The sequence below is a fragment of the Burkholderia mycopellens genome, from assembly GCF_964265025.1.
Lineage (GTDB): Bacteria > Pseudomonadota > Gammaproteobacteria > Burkholderiales > Burkholderiaceae > Burkholderia.
This window is the reverse complement of sequence record NZ_OZ183802.1, coordinates 624719-639941: the sequence shown is the minus strand read 5'-3', so window position 1 is coordinate 639941 and position 15223 is coordinate 624719. Positions and strand designations below refer to the sequence as shown.

Genomic DNA, 15223 nt, shown 5'->3' with positions numbered 1-15223 from the left:
TCCCGGAGCGCCGCTTTTTTTGGGGCGTCTTGGGTGTGCGCCGCCCCGCCCTACAGCTGGTGCACGAACGCACGGATGCCGCCCAGCATCATCTCGACCGAAATCGCGACGAGCACGAGGCCCATCAGCCGCTCGAACGCCGCGACGGTCCGCTCGCCGATCCATTGCTGGATACGCTCGGCCAGCACCAGCGTCACCGCGCAGACGATCATCGTGACCGTCAGCGCGCCGACCCACTCGAGCATCTTGCCGGGCCCCTGCGACGTCAGCAGCATCACCGTCGCGAGCGCGGACGGCCCGGCGAGCGCCGGAATCGCGAGCGGCACGATGAACGGCTCGCCCCCCGCACGCGGATCGTTGCCGAGCGCGCCATCCGGGTGCGGGAAGATCATCCGCAGCGCGATCAGGAACAGCACGATCCCGCCGCCGAGCCGCAGCGACAGGTCGGTGAGGCTCATCATTCGCAGGAAGCGGTCGCCGACCAGCATGAAGAACAGCAGGATCACGAACGCGATCCCCACTTCACGCAGGATCAGCTTCACGCGCCGCTCGCGCGGCACGTCCCGCATCGCCGAAATGAACAGCGGGATGTTGCCGAGCGGATCGGTAATCAGCACCAGGAGCACGGTGGCCGACAGGAAGGTGTATTCCACCGCGTTCCCCGGTCGGTGCGCTTAGCGCGCGAGCGCGGCGCGGATCTTCTCCGCGACCGTCGCCGCAGCCGCGTCGGCCGGCAGCAGCGTCGCTTCGGCGTCGCGGCGGCCCTGATACTCGATCTTGCCTTCCTTCAGGCCGCGCTCGCCGATCACGAGGCGATGCGGCACGCCGATCAGTTCCCAGTCGGCGAACATCACGCCCGGGCGCTCGCCGCGATCGTCGAGGATCACGTCGATGCCGGCTGCGACGAGTTCCGCGTACAGCTTGTCGGCGGTCTCGCGCACCATTTCGCTGCGGTCATAGCCCATCGGGCACAGCACGACTTCGAACGGCGCGATCGACTCGGGCCAGATGATGCCGCGGTCGTCGAAGTTCTGCTCGATCGCCGCGCCGAGAATGCGCGTGACGCCGACGCCGTAGCAGCCCATCAGCATCGGCTGCGGCTTGCCCGATTCGTCGAGGAACGTCGCACCCATCGCTTCCGAATACTTGGTGCCGAGCTGGAACACGTGGCCGACCTCGATGCCGCGGCAGATGTCGATCACGCCCTTGCCGTCCGGCGACGGGTCGCCCTTCTGCACGTTGCGCACGTCGGCGACGTCCGGCTCGGGCAGGTCGCGGCCCCAGTTCACACCGGCGATGTGGTAGTCGACCTCGTTCGCGCCGACGACGAAGTCGCTCATGTTCGCGACCGTGCGATCCGCAATCACCTTCACGGGCTTCTTCGTGCCGACCGGGCCGAGGTAGCCCGGCGGCGTGCCGAACCACTCGACGATTTCCTGCTCGGTCGCGAAGCGGTGGTTCTTCAGGCCCGGCAGCTTCGACACCTTGATCTCGTTCAGGTCGTGATCGCCACGCAGCATCACGAGCCAGATGGTCGGCTCGGCGCCTTCGTTGTCGGTCGCGAGCACGATCGACTTGATCGTGCGCTCGAGCGGGATGGCCAGTAGTTCGGCGACGGCTTCGCACTTCGCCTTGCCAGGCGTCGCGACCTTCTCCATCGCTTCGGCCGGCGCCGCGCGCTCGGCGATCAGCGGCAGCGCTTCGGCAGCCTCGACGTTCGCAGCGAATTCGGACGTCGGGCAGTACGCGATCGCGTCTTCACCGGTGTCGGCGATCACGTGGAATTCGTGCGAGAAGTTGCCGCCGATCGAGCCGCTGTCGGCCGCGACCGCACGGAACTCGAGGCCGAGGCGCGTGAAGATGCGCACGTACGCGTCGTACATCTTGCGATACGACTCGTTCAGGCCGGCCGCGTCCTTGTCGAACGAGTACGCGTCCTTCATGATGAATTCGCGGCCGCGCATCACGCCGAAACGCGGGCGGATCTCGTCGCGGAACTTCGTCTGGATCTGATAGAAGTTCACCGGCATCTGCCGGTAGCTCTTGATCTGGTTGCGCGCGATGTCGGTGATGACTTCCTCGTGCGTCGGCCCGATCACGAAGTCGTTATCCTTGCGGTCCTTGAAGCGCAGCAGCTCGGGGCCGTACTGCTCCCAGCGGCCCGATTCCTGCCACAGCTCGGCGGGTTGCACGGCCGGCATCAGCAGCTCGATGGCGCCCGCCCGGTTCATTTCCTCGCGCACGATCGCCTCGACCTTGCGAATCGAACGCAGGCCGACCGGCAGGTAGTTATAGATGCCGCCGGCGACGCGACGGATCATGCCGGCGCGCACCATCAGCTTGTGGCTGACGATCTCTGCGTCGGCGGGTGCTTCTTTCAGGGTGCCGATAAAGAAACGGGAAGCTTTCATGCGGACGGTTCCAAAAACGGCGCCCCCAGGCGGGGCGCCCGAAAAAGTTTCAAGGTGAAAAAGCTGCGCGCGACGAACGACGATGGCGCAGATGACGTAGCAGACTAATCAGGGACGAATCAGCCGGTGCACCCCGCGCGGATTCGCTCCGTCACGGTGCGCAGCGCCCGTTATCTGTTTATAATCAAAGCAATTTTAAAGGATTCGAAGGTGGTTGTATGCTGGATCGTGAAGGCTTTCGCCCGAACGTCGGCATCATCCTCTTGAACGCGCGCAACGAGGTGTTTTGGGGCAAGCGGCTCCGAGAGCATTCCTGGCAGTTTCCTCAAGGTGGGATCAAGTACGGCGAGACCCCCATGCAGGCGATGTACCGGGAACTGCACGAGGAAACGGGCCTGCATCCGGAACACGTCAAGATAATCGGCCGCACTCGCGACTGGTTGCGTTATGAGGTGCCTGACAAGTTCATTAAACGCGAAGTACGCGGTCATTACCGCGGCCAGAAGCAGATCTGGTTCCTGCTGCGGATGGTTGGACGCGATTGCGACATTTGCTTGCGCGCGACCGACCACCCGGAGTTCGATGCGTGGCGCTGGAACGAGTACTGGGTACCGCTCGATGCGGTGATCGAGTTCAAGCGGGATGTCTATCAGTTGGCGCTGACGGAACTGTCGCGCTTCCTGCGCCGCCCGGCGCAGCGAGCCGAGAAGCCGCGCGGGCCGCGTCTGTCGCGCTATCCGCGCGTCATTGGCGCGCAGGCCCAGCAGACGCTGACGATTGTCGATACATCGGTAGTCTGTTCGGAGATCGAAGTGGAAGCGGGCACGCTCGACGAGATGCCGCCCCACGTGATCGTCGGCAAATGACGAATCAAACTGCATGACCGGGCGCGACCTTGGTGTCGCGCCCTTTTTTTACGAGGAATGCATATTGAAAGCGATTGCTCTCGCGCTCGCATCGATTGTCGCGGCGGCCACGCTGGCAGGTTGCGCGAATTCGAAGACGCCCACCAACAAGGATGACAGCGCGTTCGTGTATCTGCTGGACCGCCAGGGCACCTGGAAGGAAAACACGGTCGACTCGCTGCCGCCGCTGCCGCAAACGGGCGACCTGCTTCCGTTCACCGTATCGCAGAACACGCCGCTCAAGTTCTTCGTCGATGCGAAGTCGCTCGCGGTCGGCACCGACGGCGTCGTGCGCTACGCAGTCGTCATCACGAGCCCGGCCGGCGCGCGCAACGTGAACTACGAGGGGATCCGTTGCGACACCTATGAATGGCGCCAGTATGCCGGCCTGAATTCGGATCACGACGGCTGGGATCGCACCGTCGAGAACGACTGGCAGCGCATCGAGAACGGCGAGCTGAATGCCTACCACTCGGCGCTCTATCAGGACTACTTCTGCGCGAACAAGATGCCGCAGGGCTCAACCCAGCAGATCCTGGAAAACATCCGGTTTCACCGCACCGCGATGAGCCAGTTGCGCTGACGGTGCGCGGCGCCCGCCGCGCCCCTGTCCGCCGCATGAAAAAAGCCCGCATCACGCGGGCTTTTTCATCTGACGGCCGGAACCGGCACGAATGGTCACACCAGCACCAGGTTGTCACGATGGATCAACTCGGGCTCCAGCATGTAGCCGAGCACGGATTCGATCTCGCCGCTCGGCTTGCGGTGAATCAGCTTCGTCTCCGCACTGCTGTAGTTCGTGAGCCCACGCGCCACTTCGCGCCCGTCGGGGCCGACACACGCGATGACTTCGCCGCGCGCGAACGCGCCCTGCACGTCGATCACGCCGATCGGCAGCAGGCTCTTGCCGCCGGCCGTCAGCTTCTCGACCGCGCCCGCATCGATCACGACGTGACCGCGCACCTGAAGATGATCGGCCATCCACTGCTTGCGCGCCGCCATCCGCGCGGTACGTGCGATCAGTTGCGTGCCGATCGCCTCGCCGGCCGCCAGACGCACGAGCACGTCTGCCTCACGGCCGCTCGCGATCACGGTGTTCGCGCCGCTGTGCGCCGCGCGCTTCGCCGCGAGGATCTTCGTCAGCATCCCGCCGCGGCCGAGGCTCGAGCCGGCGCCGCCGGCCATCGCCTCGAGTTCCGGCGCGCCCGCATTGGCTTCCGCAACGAGCGTCGCGCCCGGATCCTTGCGCGGATCGGCCGTGAACAGCCCCGACTGATCGGTCAGGATGATCAGTGCATCGCCTTCGATCAGGTTTGCAACGAGCGCGCCAAGCGTGTCGTTGTCGCCGAACTTGATTTCGTCGGTGACGACCGTGTCGTTCTCGTTGATGATCGGCACGACGCCAAGCCGCAGCAGCGTCAGCATCGTCGAACGCGCATTCAGGTAACGCTCGCGGTCCGCCAGGTCGGCATGCGTCAGCAGGATCTGCGCGGTGCGGATGTCGTGCTCGGCGAAGCGGCTCTCATAGACCTGCGCGAGCCCCATCTGGCCGACTGCGGCGGCAGCCTGCAACTCGTCGATTTCCCGCGGCCGCTTGCTCCAGCCGAGCCGCTGCATCCCTTCGGCAATCGCGCCCGAGCTGACGAGCACGACTTCCTTGCCCTGGGCGCGCAGTGCCGCGATCTGGGCCACCCAACGGCCGATTGCCGCATGATCGAGCCCCTTGCCGTCGTTGGTCACGAGGCTGGAGCCCACCTTCACCACCAATCGCTTCGAATCCGCGATGATCGAACGCATCCTGCACTGTCTCCTGTATCTGATGCCTGCCCGGCCGGGCGCGATTGAACGCCGACGCCGGGCCGCACGCCCGGCGCACTCGAAACCGTTCAGGCGTCGTCGCCCGGCGCTGCATCGCCCTTGGCAGGCGGCGCGTCGCGGAAACGCACGTCTGCCGCGAGATCTTCCGCCTCCGCCGCGCGATGCGCGTCCGAATGTTCGGAGAGATAGTCGTAGATCGCGTAGCACAGCGCTTCACAACCTTGCCCCGTCAGTGCCGAGATCTCGAACACGGGGCCATCCCACTCGAAGCGCTCGAGGAAATCCGCGACGCGCGCCTTGCGCTCGTCTTCCGGCACCATGTCGAGCTTGTTGAGCACGAGCCAGCGCGGCTTCTCGTAGAGCGCCTCGTCGTACTTGCGCAGTTCGCCGACGATCGCCTTCGCTTCCGCAACCGGATCGACGCTTTCGTCGAACGGCGCGAGATCGACGAGATGCAGCAGCACGCCCGTGCGCTGCAGGTGGCGCAGGAACTGATGGCCAAGGCCCGCGCCTTCGGCGGCGCCCTCGATCAGCCCCGGGATGTCGGCGATCACGAAGCTCTTGCTCGGACCGACACGCACCACGCCGAGATTCGGCGCAAGCGTCGTGAACGGGTAGTCGGCGATCTTCGGCCTCGCGTTCGACACCGACGAAATGAACGTCGACTTGCCCGCGTTCGGCATGCCGAGCAGGCCGACATCGGCGAGCACCTTCAGCTCGAGCTTCAGCATGCGACGCTCGCCGGGCTTGCCGTCCGTCTTCTGGCGCGGCGCGCGGTTCGTGCTCGACTTGAAATGCAGGTTGCCGAGCCCGCCGGCGCCACCCTGCGCAAGCATCACCTGCTGGTCGTGCTCGGTCAGGTCGGCGATCAGCTCGCCGGTATCCATGTCGCTGATGATCGTGCCGACCGGCATGCGCAGCGTGACGTCGTCGCCGCCCTTGCCGTAGCAATCCGAGCCGCGCCCGTTTTCGCCGTTGCGCGCCAGATGCTTCTTCGCGTAACGGTAGTCGATCAGCGTGTTGATGTTGCGGTCGGCGATCGCGTACACGCTACCGCCCCGGCCGCCGTCGCCGCCGTCCGGCCCGCCGAACGGGACGAATTTCTCGCGGCGCATCGACGCACTGCCATCGCCTCCGTCGCCGGCGATGACTTCGATTCGTGCTTCGTCAATGAACTTCATTCGTCACTCCGCCCAGTATTTCCACTATTGTGCCGCGCGCCGGCGCGCTTGAACAATCTGCCGTTCGGCCGATCGTACGCCGGTTGCGCGATGGTCGCCGAACGCATACGCGCCCGGCGACCAAATAAAAAAGGCCCCGCGAAGACTGCGGGGCCTTTCGGCTACGAAGCCCTTGGGTGCCTGAATTTAGGCAGCCGCCGGGACAACGATGACCAGATGCTTCTTGTCCGCGCCCTTCGTCGCGAACTTGACGTGACCGTCGACCAGCGCGAACAGGGTGTGATCCTTGCCCATGCCGACGTTCTCGCCTGCGTGCATGCGCGTACCGCGCTGACGCACGATGATGCCGCCGGCATTGATTGCCTGGCCGCCGTACACTTTCACGCCGAGACGTTTCGACTCGGAGTCGCGGCCGTTCCGGGAAGAGCCGCCTGCCTTTTTGTGTGCCATCTGATTGCTCCTTTACCGAGGCGCTTACGCGTTGATCGCGTCGATGCGCAGCTCAGTGTAGTTCTGGCGGTGGCCGCCGTGCTTTTGGTAGTGCTTCCGGCGACGCATCTTGAAGATGGTGACCTTGGCATGACGACCGTGCGACACAACGGTGGCCTTGACGGAAGCCCCACTGACCAGCGGCGTACCGAACTTAATCGATTCGCCTTCGCCCACTGCGAGAACCTGGTCGAGCGTGATTTCAGCGTCAATGTCAGCCGGTATCTGTTCTACTTTGAGTTTTTCGCCAACGGCAACCTTGTACTGCTTGCCGCCGGTTTTTATGACCGCGTACATTGAGAACCTCACTCTGGATCCAATTTTTCCGCACACCACGCGCGGAAAACACGTGATTATACATGGGGTTAGCACCGGAGTCAAAACCGATTGACGATTGCCGCGCGCGGGCCTCGGCCAAACGGCCAAATTCAAGGCTGCGGCACGTGTGACAGACCGGGATATCTCGGATTCGACTTATAATCCGCCGCATCACCCAATTCCATCATCATGTCGTCGTCCACCGCCTCCCCCACCCTCAGCGCCGCCCATCTGCTCGCTCCGATCACCAGTGACATGGAGCAGGTGAATCGCGTTATCCGGCAAAGCCTCGCGTCCGATGTGCTGCTGATCAACCAGATCGCCGAGTACATCATCGGCGCGGGCGGCAAGCGGCTGCGGCCGGCATTGCTGTTGCTCGTCGCTGGCGCGCTCGGCGAGACGTCGCACCAGCGGCACGTGCTGGCCGCCGTCGTCGAGTTCATCCACACGGCCACGCTGCTGCATGACGACGTCGTCGACGAATCCGAGCTGCGCCGCGGCCGCCAGACCGCCAATGCGCTGTTCGGCAACGCAGCGAGCGTGCTGGTAGGTGACTACCTCTACTCGCGCTCGTTCGAGATGATGGTCGGCGTCGGCAAGATGCGCGTGATGGAGATCCTGTCCGAAGCGACGACGATCATTTCCGAAGGCGAGGTGCTGCAGCTCCTCAACATGCACGACGCGGACGTCGACGAAACGCGCTACATGCAGGTGATCCGCTACAAGACGGCCAAGCTGTTCGAGGCGTCGGCCCGTCTGGGCGCGGTACTCGCAGGCGCCGATGCGCCGACCGAGGCTGCCGCCGCCGAATACGGCCGCCGGATCGGTACCGCGTTCCAGATCATGGACGACTGGCTCGACTACGCGGGCACCGTCGAGGCAATGGGCAAGAATGCCGGCGACGATCTCCGCGAAGGCAAGCCGACGCTGCCGCTCATCTATCTAATCGAACGCGGCACGCCCGAACAGTCGGCGCTGGCACGCGAGGCGATCGAACAGGGTGGCACCGATCGCTTCGACACGATTTTCGAAGCGATCACGCGCTCCGGCGCACTGGACCATACGCTCGAATGCGCACGCCAGGAAGCACAGGCGGCGGCGGCGGCAATCGTCGCGTTCCCCGATTCGATCTACAAGGAAAGCCTGCTCGCGTTGTGCTCGTACTCGACGTCGCGGCAGTCGTAAGTCCATGCCATGCGTCGCCGCCACGGCGCGCTATGCATGTTCGACACGGGAAAATCACCTGTCTCGAAAAATTTCTTCTCCAAGGCCTTCCCTTTTTAAAGAAACGTCGTTATAGTTATGTTCTTGCTCGACGACGCAGCGGTTCTTGAAGAAGACCACGAAATCGGAAGAGTGCAAATCGGGGTGTAGCTTAGCCTGGTAGAGCGCTACGTTCGGGACGTAGAGGCCGGAGGTTCGAATCCTCTCACCCCGACCAGATTTGTAAAAAAACCGTGCACGCCGTGCACGGTTTTTTTTTGCCCGGCTGCCGCAGGCCCTCGTGTCGCGCACGACACATCGCAGCCGCCGGCCTCTGCTATATTCCTTCCATCCCTGTCCTTCACTGCCCTTCCAACGCGTGGACCAAATTCCCTTATGGGCGCAAATCGGCGCCGTCTTCCTGCTTCTCCTCTGTTCCAGCTTCTTTTCGATTTCCGAGACCGCGATGATGGCGCTCAACCGCCATCGGCTGAAGCATCTCGCCGGCCAGGGCGTACTCGGCGCGAAAACCACGCAAGGGCTGCTGACGCGCACTGACCTGCTGCTCAGCGTGATCCTGATCGGCAACAACCTGTTCAACACGATCATCCCGGTCCTGACGACGTCGCTCGCGCTGCATACGTTCGGCCGCAACAACCTCGCGCTGTCGATCGCGACCGGCATCGTCGCGTTCCTGATCATCGTGTTCGCCGAAATCGCGCCGAAGATCGTCGGCGCGACGTTCCCCGAACGCATCGCGCTGCCCGCGAGCCTCGTGATCGCGCCGCTGATGCGCGTGTTCAAGCCGGTCGTCTGGTTCGTCAACGCACTCGCGAACGGCGTGCTGTGGGTGCTGCGCATCAACACGAAGAAGGGTCGCGACCAGCGAATGTCGGCCGACGAGCTGCGGGCCATCGTGCTCGAGTCGAGCAGTTTCATGCCGACCAAGCACCGCAGCATCCTGCTCAACCTGTTCGACCTCGAGAACATCACGGTCGACGACGTGATGGTGCCGCGCCGCCAGATCGAGTCGCTCAACTTCTACGCGCCGCTCGACGACGTCCTGCACCAGCTCGAAACCTGCTATCACAACCGGCTCGTCGTCTATGAAGGCGACATCGACAAGGTGCTCGGCGTGCTGCACGTCCGCAAGACGCTGACCGCGCTGCACAACCAGGAGTTCGACCGCGAGACGCTACGCACGCTGCTCGCCGAGCCGTACTACGTGCCGTCCGGCACGCCGGTGGTCCAGCAGCTCCAGTTTTTCCAGGAAACGCGGCAACGGACCGCGCTCGTCGTCAACGAGTACGGCGAGCTCGAAGGGCTCGTCACGCCCGAAGACATCATTGAAGAGCTGATCGGCGAATTCACGACGTCGATGCCGCGCAGCGAACGCGCGGGCGGCTGGGACGAGAACGGTGAATGCATCGTCTCGGCAAGCATGCCGCTGCGCGAACTGAATCGCTGGCTGCACCTGAAGCTGCCGACCGACGGGCCGAAGACGCTGAACGGCCTGGTGCTCGAAATCCTCGAGGAAATTCCGGAAGACGACGTGTGCCTGAAAATCGGTGATGTGATGCTTGAAGTGATGCGCAGCGACGATCAGGCCGTGCGCACCGTCAAGCTCTTCAAGCCGCGCGGCTCGCGCACCGCACGCGTCACCGCGCGCTAGCCGAACGGCTGACTGCCGGCGCCGCCCGCGACGCGCGACCATCTGCTGGTCACGGTCAACAGGCGGCCAGCGCGCCGGCTCACATGCATTTCCCTCCTCCCGGGGCGCCGCTGCGCGCGCAGCCGCCGCCCGCTCACTCCGATGTGTCGTCCGCCACCGCACCGCGCACGCTCGACGCGGCCCAGCTCGACGATGCGCCGGCCGTGCGGTTGCTGACGGATACCCTTCACGCGGCTCGCGTGCGCGACGCATCCGACATCCACGTCGAACCATTCGAAGCCGGCTGGCGCATCCGCCTTCGCATCGACGGCGTGCTGCACGAACATGCGCGACCGCCCCTTCATCTGCGCGACGCGCTCGTCACACGGATCAAGGTGCTCGCGCGCATGGACATCGCCGAGCGGCGGCTCCCGCAGGACGGCAGGCTGCGCATCGTGATCGACGGCGGTACGCGCGGCGACTACCGGGTCAGCTCCCTGCCCACGTTGTTCGGTGAAAAGCTCGTGCTGCGGCGCCTGGAGACGCTGCCACCCGACCTCACGCTCGCCCGCCTCGGCTTCGACGCGCAGCAGGCGGCCGCGATGGAGGCCGCGATACGCGCACCGCATGGTCTCGTGCTCGTCACGGGTCCGACCGGCAGCGGCAAGACGCTGTCGCTCTACTGCGCGCTGCAGATGCTCGATCGCGACGCGCACAACGTCTGCACGGTCGAGGATCCCGCCGAGATCCAGCTCGACGGCATCAGCCAGGTCGGTGTCGCCGAAAAGGCGGGGCTCACGTTCGCGACAGCACTGCGCGCGTTGCTGCGGCAGGACCCGGACATCATCATGGTCGGCGAGATTCGCGATGCGGAGACGGCCGACGTCGCGATCAAGGCCGCACAGACCGGCCATCTCGTGCTGTCGACACTGCACACGAACGATGCGCCGGCCGCCGTCGCGCGACTGCTCGACATCGGCGTCGCACCGTACAACCTCGCGGCCACGCTGCACCTCGTCACCGCGCAACGCCTCGTCCGGCGGCTGTGTACCGCCTGCCGCGTGCACTCGGACGCACCGGTGCCCGTCCTGCGCGAAACCGGCTGCGACCCGGCTGCCCTCGCAGCCGGATGGCGGCCGTTCGTCGCGCGCGGCTGTCCGGCCTGTCACGGCATCGGCTATCGCGGCCGTGTCGGCCTGCATCAGACCATGCCGGTATCGCCCGGGCTGGCGGAACGCATCGTCGCACGGGCGAGTGTCGGCGAACTCGCGCAATGCGTGGCGGCCGAAGGCGTGCGCAGTCTGCGCGACGCGGCGCTCGCGCGCGTCCACGACGGCACGACGAGCATCGCGGAAGCCCTCGCCGCGACACCTGCAACATGAGCATGCGCACGCCGCCGCGTGAAACCCGCTTCGCGTGGCGCGGCCGCCGTCGCGACGGCACGTCGCGCCGCGGCACCGTCGTCGCATTCGACGCGGCGAGTGCACGTGCCGCGCTCGCACGCGACGGCATCGCCGTGCTGTCGCTCGACGTCCGCGGGCCGGCCCGGCCGCCAACGGCCAGCGCGCGGGATGTCACGCGCTTCACGCGCCAGCTCGCAAGCCTGCTGCAGGCCGGGTTGCCGCTCGCGCCGTCGCTCGAGATGCTCGCGCGCACGCGGCCACGCGACGGCCTGCCGCGCATCGCCGCGGGTCTCGCCCGCGAGATCATCGGCGGCCGACGCTTCGCCGATGCACTCGCACGCTATCCCTCCCAGTTCGGCACGCTGTATCGCCAGCTGATCGAAGTCGGCGAAGCGTCCGGCTCGCTCGGCATCGTGCTGACCCGGGTCGCGGAGCACCGCGAGCGCACCGACGCGCAGTGGCGCAAGGCGCGGGCCACTCTCGCCTACCCGGCGGCCGTCATCCTGTTCGGGCTCGCGATCTCGGCCGCGTTGATGGTGTGGGTGGTACCGACGTTCCGCCAGATCTTCGACGGTTTTGGCGCCGCACTGCCGGCACCGACCCGCGCGCTGCTCGCGCTGTCCTCCGCGCTGTCAGCGTGGGGCGGTGTGCTCGCTGCCGGTGCTGCCGCAGCTGGGCTGGCAGCACATCACGCGCTGCGGCGGTCTGCACCGCTGCGCCACGCGGTCGCGCGGCACCTGCTGCACGCGCCGCTCGCGGGTGGTGCGCTCAGCCGGTACGCGGCCGCACGCTGGTGCCGCTCGCTTGCGACGCTGCTCGGCGCCGGCGTGCCGCTCGCCGACGCCTTTGCCACGCTCGAGCGCACCGCCGGCCATCCGGTGTTCGAGCACGCCACTGCGCATATCGCAGCCCGCGTGCTGCGCGGCGCACGCCTCGCAGACGCGATGCAGTCGGCCGGCTGCTTTCCGGACGACGTCGTGCAGCCAATCGCCGTCGCCGAGGAGACCGGTGCGCTCGACACGATGCTCGCCGACATCGCCGCGTTGTGCGAACGCCAGCTCGACGCACGTTTCGATGCACTCGCCGCGCTCGGCGAACCGCTGATCGTGATCGTACTGGGCGCACTCGTCGGTGGCCTCGTAATCGCGATGTACCTGCCCATCCTTCAGCTCGGCAACGTGGTGTAGCATCGCAACCGATTCTGTCGCCTTTTAGTCCGAACCTTGAGCCTCATGATGCCAGCGCCCCTGTACGCCGTTACCGATTCGCCCGAGAGCACGCTGCTCGCGCTGGCGATGCTGCCGCCCGCGCTGCAGTATGCGTTCGCGGTCGCCATCGGCCTTTGCGTCGGCAGCTTCCTGAACGTGCTCGTGCACCGGCTGCCCGTGATGATGCAGCGCGCGTGGCAGGCCGAGATCGATGAGGCGACCGGCAACGCGAGCGCCCCGCCCGACGACGGCTACCCGCCGCGCTACGATCTGTGGCGCCCGCGCAGCGCCTGCCCCCATTGCGGCCACGTGCTGCGCGCATGGGAAAACATCCCGCTCGCCAGCTATCTGATGCTGCGCGGGCGCTGCCGGCGCTGCGGCCACGCGATCGGCATCCGCTATCCGCTCGTCGAGCTCGCGTGCGCGCTGCTCGCCGCCGGCTCGCTCGCGGCATTCGGCCCGACCGTCGCCGCGCTTGCTGCGTTTGCACTGTGCGCCGCGCTGCTCGCGATGAGCGCAATCGATATCCGGACGGGCTACCTGCCCGACTCGATGACGCTGCCGCTCCTCTGGGCCGGGCTCGTGCTGAACCTCGGCGGAACATTCACGTCGCTGCGCTCGGCCGTGATCGGGGCCATGGCCGGCTACCTGTTCCTGTGGTCGATCTACTGGCTGTTCAAATGGCTGCGGGGCATCGAGGGCATCGGTTTCGGCGACCTGAAGCTGCTCGCCGCGCTCGGCGCATGGATGGGCTGGGCCGCATTGCCGCAGGTCGTGCTGTTCGCTGCGGTGACGGGCGCGATCGTCGGGCTCATTGCGACCTGGCGCGGCCGCATGCGCTTCGAGGAGCCGATTCCGTTCGGCCCGTTCCTCGCGGCAGGCGGCGTCGCGACGCTGTTTTTCGGCACCCCTTTCTATTCGGCGCTCGGAGGCTGACATGTTCGCCATTGGACTGACCGGCGGCATCGGCAGCGGCAAGACGACCGTCGCCGATCTATTCGGCGCCTGCGGCGCGTCGCTGGTCGATACCGATCTGATCGCCCATCGCATCACCGCGCCGGGCGGTCTCGCGATGCCCGCGATCGAACAGGCATTCGGCCGCGGCTTCGTTGCCGCCGACGGCTCGCTCGATCGCGCGAAGATGCGCGCACTGATTTTCAGCGACGACGCCGCGCGCCGGCGCCTCGAAGCAATCACGCACCCGCTGATCCGCGCGGAGACCGATCGCGAAGCGCGCGAAGCGCAAGGCCCGTACGTGATGTTCATCGTGCCGCTGCTGGTCGAGTCAGGCAACTGGAAGGCACGCAGCAATCGCGTGCTCGTCGTCGATTGCACGGTCGAAACGCAGATTGCGCGCGTGATGCGGCGCAACGGCTTCACGCGCGAGCAGGTCGAAGCGATCATCGCGAAACAGGCGACGCGCGAAGCCCGTCTCGCGGCGGCCGACGACGTGATCGTCAACGACGCGACGACACCCGATGCGCTCGCCGCGCAGGTCGATGCACTGCACCAACGCTATCTCGGGTTCGCGGCCGCTGCGCACTGAGCATCACGCGATCGTGATGGTGTACGAAATTGGCGCGTTGCTAGGGTAGAGAGTGAGCATTAGAATGTCCTGCATTGTTTCAATTCCTACCCAAGAGGCGAGCGCGCTTGATTCTTTACGAGTATCCGTTCAACGAGCGAATTCGCACGCTGTTGCGCCTCGAAGATCTCTTCGAGCGCTTCGCGTTCTTTTTGGCTCAGGAGGACCCGCGTGAACACCACGTCGCGCTGACGACGCTGTTCGAAATCGCCGAGGTAACGGGCCGCGCGGACCTGAAATCGGATCTGATGAAGGAGCTCGAACGTCAGCGCCAGACGCTCGCCCCCTTTCGCGGCAATCCGGGCATCGAGCAGAACGCGCTCGAAGCCGTGCTCGGCGAAATCGAGCAGACGCTTGCGAATCTCGCGCAGATGCAGGGCAAGACCGGGCAGCACCTCGTCGACAACGAGTGGCTCGCCAGCATCCGCAGCCGTGCGGTGATTCCCGGCGGCACGTGCAAGTTCGACCTGCCGTCGTACTACGCATGGCAGCAATGGCCCGCCGAGCAGAGGCGCCAGGACATCACGAAGTGGATCCTGCCGATGCTGCCGCTGCGCGACGCCGTGACGATCGTGCTGCGGCTCGCGCGCGAATCGGGCCAGGCGTCGAAGGTCATGGCGATGCAAGGCAGCTACCAGCAGATGCTGTCCGGCCGCACGTACCAATTGATGCAGGTGCGCGTACCGCCGGAGCTGCGCGTCATTCCCGAAGCGAGCGCCAACAAATACATGCTGTGGGTACGGTTCACCATGCAGGACGGCGATGTGCGGCCGCGCGCGGTGGACATCGACGTGCCGTTCCATCTGACACTGTGCAATCTGTAACGGCCGCGGGCCGGATCGCTTTCGTATGACTACCGTTGTGAAATGCCCGTCGTGCGGCGCCGAAGTGCGCTGGACGCCCGAAAATCAGTTCCGCCCGTTCTGCTCGGCCCGCTGCAAACAGCTCGACCTCGGCGCATGGGCCGCGGAAAAGTACCGGATCGGTGGATCCTCCGACGAGGGCCCCTCGTCGGAGGAGGACGGCGCGGACAACCGTCGAGACAGCTAAG

16 protein-coding genes and 1 tRNA gene are annotated in these 15223 nt (G+C 65.7%); 11 read left to right on the top strand and 6 right to left on the bottom strand.

Features of this window, described 5'->3' with window-relative positions; genetic code table 11:
• Nucleotides 1-50 precede the first annotated feature (50 nt).
• Both ACPTTC_RS03075 and ACPTTC_RS03070 read right to left on the bottom strand, forming a co-directional pair.
• On the bottom strand, nucleotides 51-653 hold the full coding sequence (locus ACPTTC_RS03075) for a MarC family protein (protein ID WP_009688453.1): 603 nt from the start codon (nucleotides 651-653) through the stop codon (nucleotides 51-53).
• Nucleotides 654-674: 21 nt separating this feature from the next.
• The gene (locus ACPTTC_RS03070; RefSeq protein ID WP_423391516.1) at nucleotides 675-2411 is read right to left on the bottom strand and encodes a proline--tRNA ligase; all 1737 of its coding nucleotides are present in this window, start codon (nucleotides 2409-2411) and stop codon (nucleotides 675-677) included.
• A gap of 218 nt (nucleotides 2412-2629) precedes the next feature.
• Between ACPTTC_RS03070 and ACPTTC_RS03065 the strand changes: the two genes are divergently transcribed.
• Nucleotides 2630-3277: an RNA pyrophosphohydrolase gene (locus ACPTTC_RS03065; RefSeq protein ID WP_034182660.1), complete on the top strand. Its 648-nt coding sequence runs from the start codon at nucleotides 2630-2632 to the stop codon at nucleotides 3275-3277.
• A 13-nt stretch (nucleotides 3278-3290) separates the two neighbouring features.
• Complete coding sequence (locus tag ACPTTC_RS03060; RefSeq protein WP_423391515.1) at nucleotides 3291-3899, top strand: CNP1-like family protein; 609 nt, start codon at nucleotides 3291-3293, stop codon at nucleotides 3897-3899.
• 95 nt (nucleotides 3900-3994) lie between these two features.
• Here the strand turns inward: ACPTTC_RS03060 and proB are convergent, their stop codons facing one another.
• The 4 genes from proB to rplU form a co-directional block, all read right to left on the bottom strand.
• Nucleotides 3995-5113, bottom strand: a complete 1119-nt coding sequence (proB, locus tag ACPTTC_RS03055) for a glutamate 5-kinase (protein WP_175971404.1) — start codon at nucleotides 5111-5113, stop codon at nucleotides 3995-3997.
• Nucleotides 5114-5202: 89 nt separating this feature from the next.
• The gene (obgE, locus tag ACPTTC_RS03050) at nucleotides 5203-6315 is read right to left on the bottom strand and encodes a GTPase ObgE (protein ID WP_175955565.1); all 1113 of its coding nucleotides are present in this window, start codon (nucleotides 6313-6315) and stop codon (nucleotides 5203-5205) included.
• Between the two features lie 186 nt (nucleotides 6316-6501).
• Nucleotides 6502-6765, bottom strand: a complete 264-nt coding sequence (rpmA, locus tag ACPTTC_RS03045; protein ID WP_006476999.1) for a 50S ribosomal protein L27 — start codon at nucleotides 6763-6765, stop codon at nucleotides 6502-6504.
• A gap of 24 nt (nucleotides 6766-6789) precedes the next feature.
• On the bottom strand, nucleotides 6790-7101 hold the full coding sequence (gene rplU / locus ACPTTC_RS03040; RefSeq protein ID WP_006025184.1) for a 50S ribosomal protein L21: 312 nt from the start codon (nucleotides 7099-7101) through the stop codon (nucleotides 6790-6792).
• A gap of 210 nt (nucleotides 7102-7311) precedes the next feature.
• On the opposite strand from rplU, the gene ACPTTC_RS03035 reads away from it, so the two are divergent.
• From ACPTTC_RS03035 to ACPTTC_RS02995, 9 genes are all read left to right on the top strand, one after another.
• Entirely contained in the window at nucleotides 7312-8307 is a 996-nt protein-coding gene (locus tag ACPTTC_RS03035; protein WP_175955563.1) for a polyprenyl synthetase family protein, read from the top strand.
• A 179-nt stretch (nucleotides 8308-8486) separates the two neighbouring features.
• A tRNA-Pro gene (locus ACPTTC_RS03030) sits at nucleotides 8487-8563 on the top strand.
• Nucleotides 8564-8704: 141 nt separating this feature from the next.
• Nucleotides 8705-9997 (top strand): HlyC/CorC family transporter, encoded by a 1293-nt coding sequence (locus ACPTTC_RS03025; RefSeq protein WP_423391514.1) that lies wholly within the window; start codon nucleotides 8705-8707, stop codon nucleotides 9995-9997.
• Between the two features lie 83 nt (nucleotides 9998-10080).
• Complete coding sequence (locus ACPTTC_RS03020) at nucleotides 10081-11358, top strand: GspE/PulE family protein (RefSeq protein ID WP_423391513.1); 1278 nt, start codon at nucleotides 10081-10083, stop codon at nucleotides 11356-11358.
• On the top strand, nucleotides 11355-12566 hold the full coding sequence (locus ACPTTC_RS03015) for a type II secretion system F family protein (RefSeq protein WP_423391512.1): 1212 nt from the start codon (nucleotides 11355-11357) through the stop codon (nucleotides 12564-12566). Before ACPTTC_RS03020 ends, ACPTTC_RS03015 begins: the two co-directional genes overlap by 4 nt.
• A 45-nt stretch (nucleotides 12567-12611) precedes the next feature.
• Nucleotides 12612-13523 carry a prepilin peptidase gene (locus ACPTTC_RS03010; protein ID WP_423391511.1) on the top strand — a complete coding sequence of 304 codons (912 nt, stop codon included), beginning with the start codon at nucleotides 12612-12614 and terminating at the stop codon, nucleotides 13521-13523.
• Between the two features lies 1 nt (nucleotide 13524).
• Nucleotides 13525-14133, top strand: a complete 609-nt coding sequence (gene coaE, locus ACPTTC_RS03005; RefSeq protein WP_423391510.1) for a dephospho-CoA kinase — start codon at nucleotides 13525-13527, stop codon at nucleotides 14131-14133.
• A 107-nt stretch (nucleotides 14134-14240) separates the two neighbouring features.
• Nucleotides 14241-14996, top strand: a complete 756-nt coding sequence (zapD, locus tag ACPTTC_RS03000) for a cell division protein ZapD (protein ID WP_166964954.1) — start codon at nucleotides 14241-14243, stop codon at nucleotides 14994-14996.
• Between the two features lie 25 nt (nucleotides 14997-15021).
• Nucleotides 15022-15222, top strand: a complete 201-nt coding sequence (locus tag ACPTTC_RS02995; RefSeq protein ID WP_226195303.1) for a DNA gyrase inhibitor YacG — start codon at nucleotides 15022-15024, stop codon at nucleotides 15220-15222.
• Nucleotide 15223: the final 1 nt, after the last annotated feature.

Coding starts and splice junctions, on each gene's coding strand:
- ACPTTC_RS03070 (WP_423391516.1), bottom strand. CDS start 2,411: ATGAAAGCTTCCCGTTTCTTTATCGGCACCCTGAAAGAAGCACCCGCC.
- ACPTTC_RS03065 (WP_034182660.1), top strand. CDS start 2,630: ATGCTGGATCGTGAAGGCTTTCGCCCGAACGTCGGCATCATCCTCTTG.
- ACPTTC_RS03060 (WP_423391515.1), top strand. CDS start 3,291: ATGACCGGGCGCGACCTTGGTGTCGCGCCCTTTTTTTACGAGGAATGC.
- proB (WP_175971404.1), bottom strand. CDS start 5,113: ATGCGTTCGATCATCGCGGATTCGAAGCGATTGGTGGTGAAGGTGGGC.
- obgE (WP_175955565.1), bottom strand. CDS start 6,315: ATGAAGTTCATTGACGAAGCACGAATCGAAGTCATCGCCGGCGACGGA.
- rpmA (WP_006476999.1), bottom strand. CDS start 6,765: ATGGCACACAAAAAGGCAGGCGGCTCTTCCCGGAACGGCCGCGACTCC.
- rplU (WP_006025184.1), bottom strand. CDS start 7,101: ATGTACGCGGTCATAAAAACCGGCGGCAAGCAGTACAAGGTTGCCGTT.
- ACPTTC_RS03035 (WP_175955563.1), top strand. CDS start 7,312: ATGTCGTCGTCCACCGCCTCCCCCACCCTCAGCGCCGCCCATCTGCTC.
- ACPTTC_RS03020 (WP_423391513.1), top strand. CDS start 10,081: ATGCATTTCCCTCCTCCCGGGGCGCCGCTGCGCGCGCAGCCGCCGCCC.
- ACPTTC_RS03015 (WP_423391512.1), top strand. CDS start 11,355: ATGAGCATGCGCACGCCGCCGCGTGAAACCCGCTTCGCGTGGCGCGGC.
- ACPTTC_RS03010 (WP_423391511.1), top strand. CDS start 12,612: ATGATGCCAGCGCCCCTGTACGCCGTTACCGATTCGCCCGAGAGCACG.
- coaE (WP_423391510.1), top strand. CDS start 13,525: ATGTTCGCCATTGGACTGACCGGCGGCATCGGCAGCGGCAAGACGACC.
- ACPTTC_RS02995 (WP_226195303.1), top strand. CDS start 15,022: ATGACTACCGTTGTGAAATGCCCGTCGTGCGGCGCCGAAGTGCGCTGG.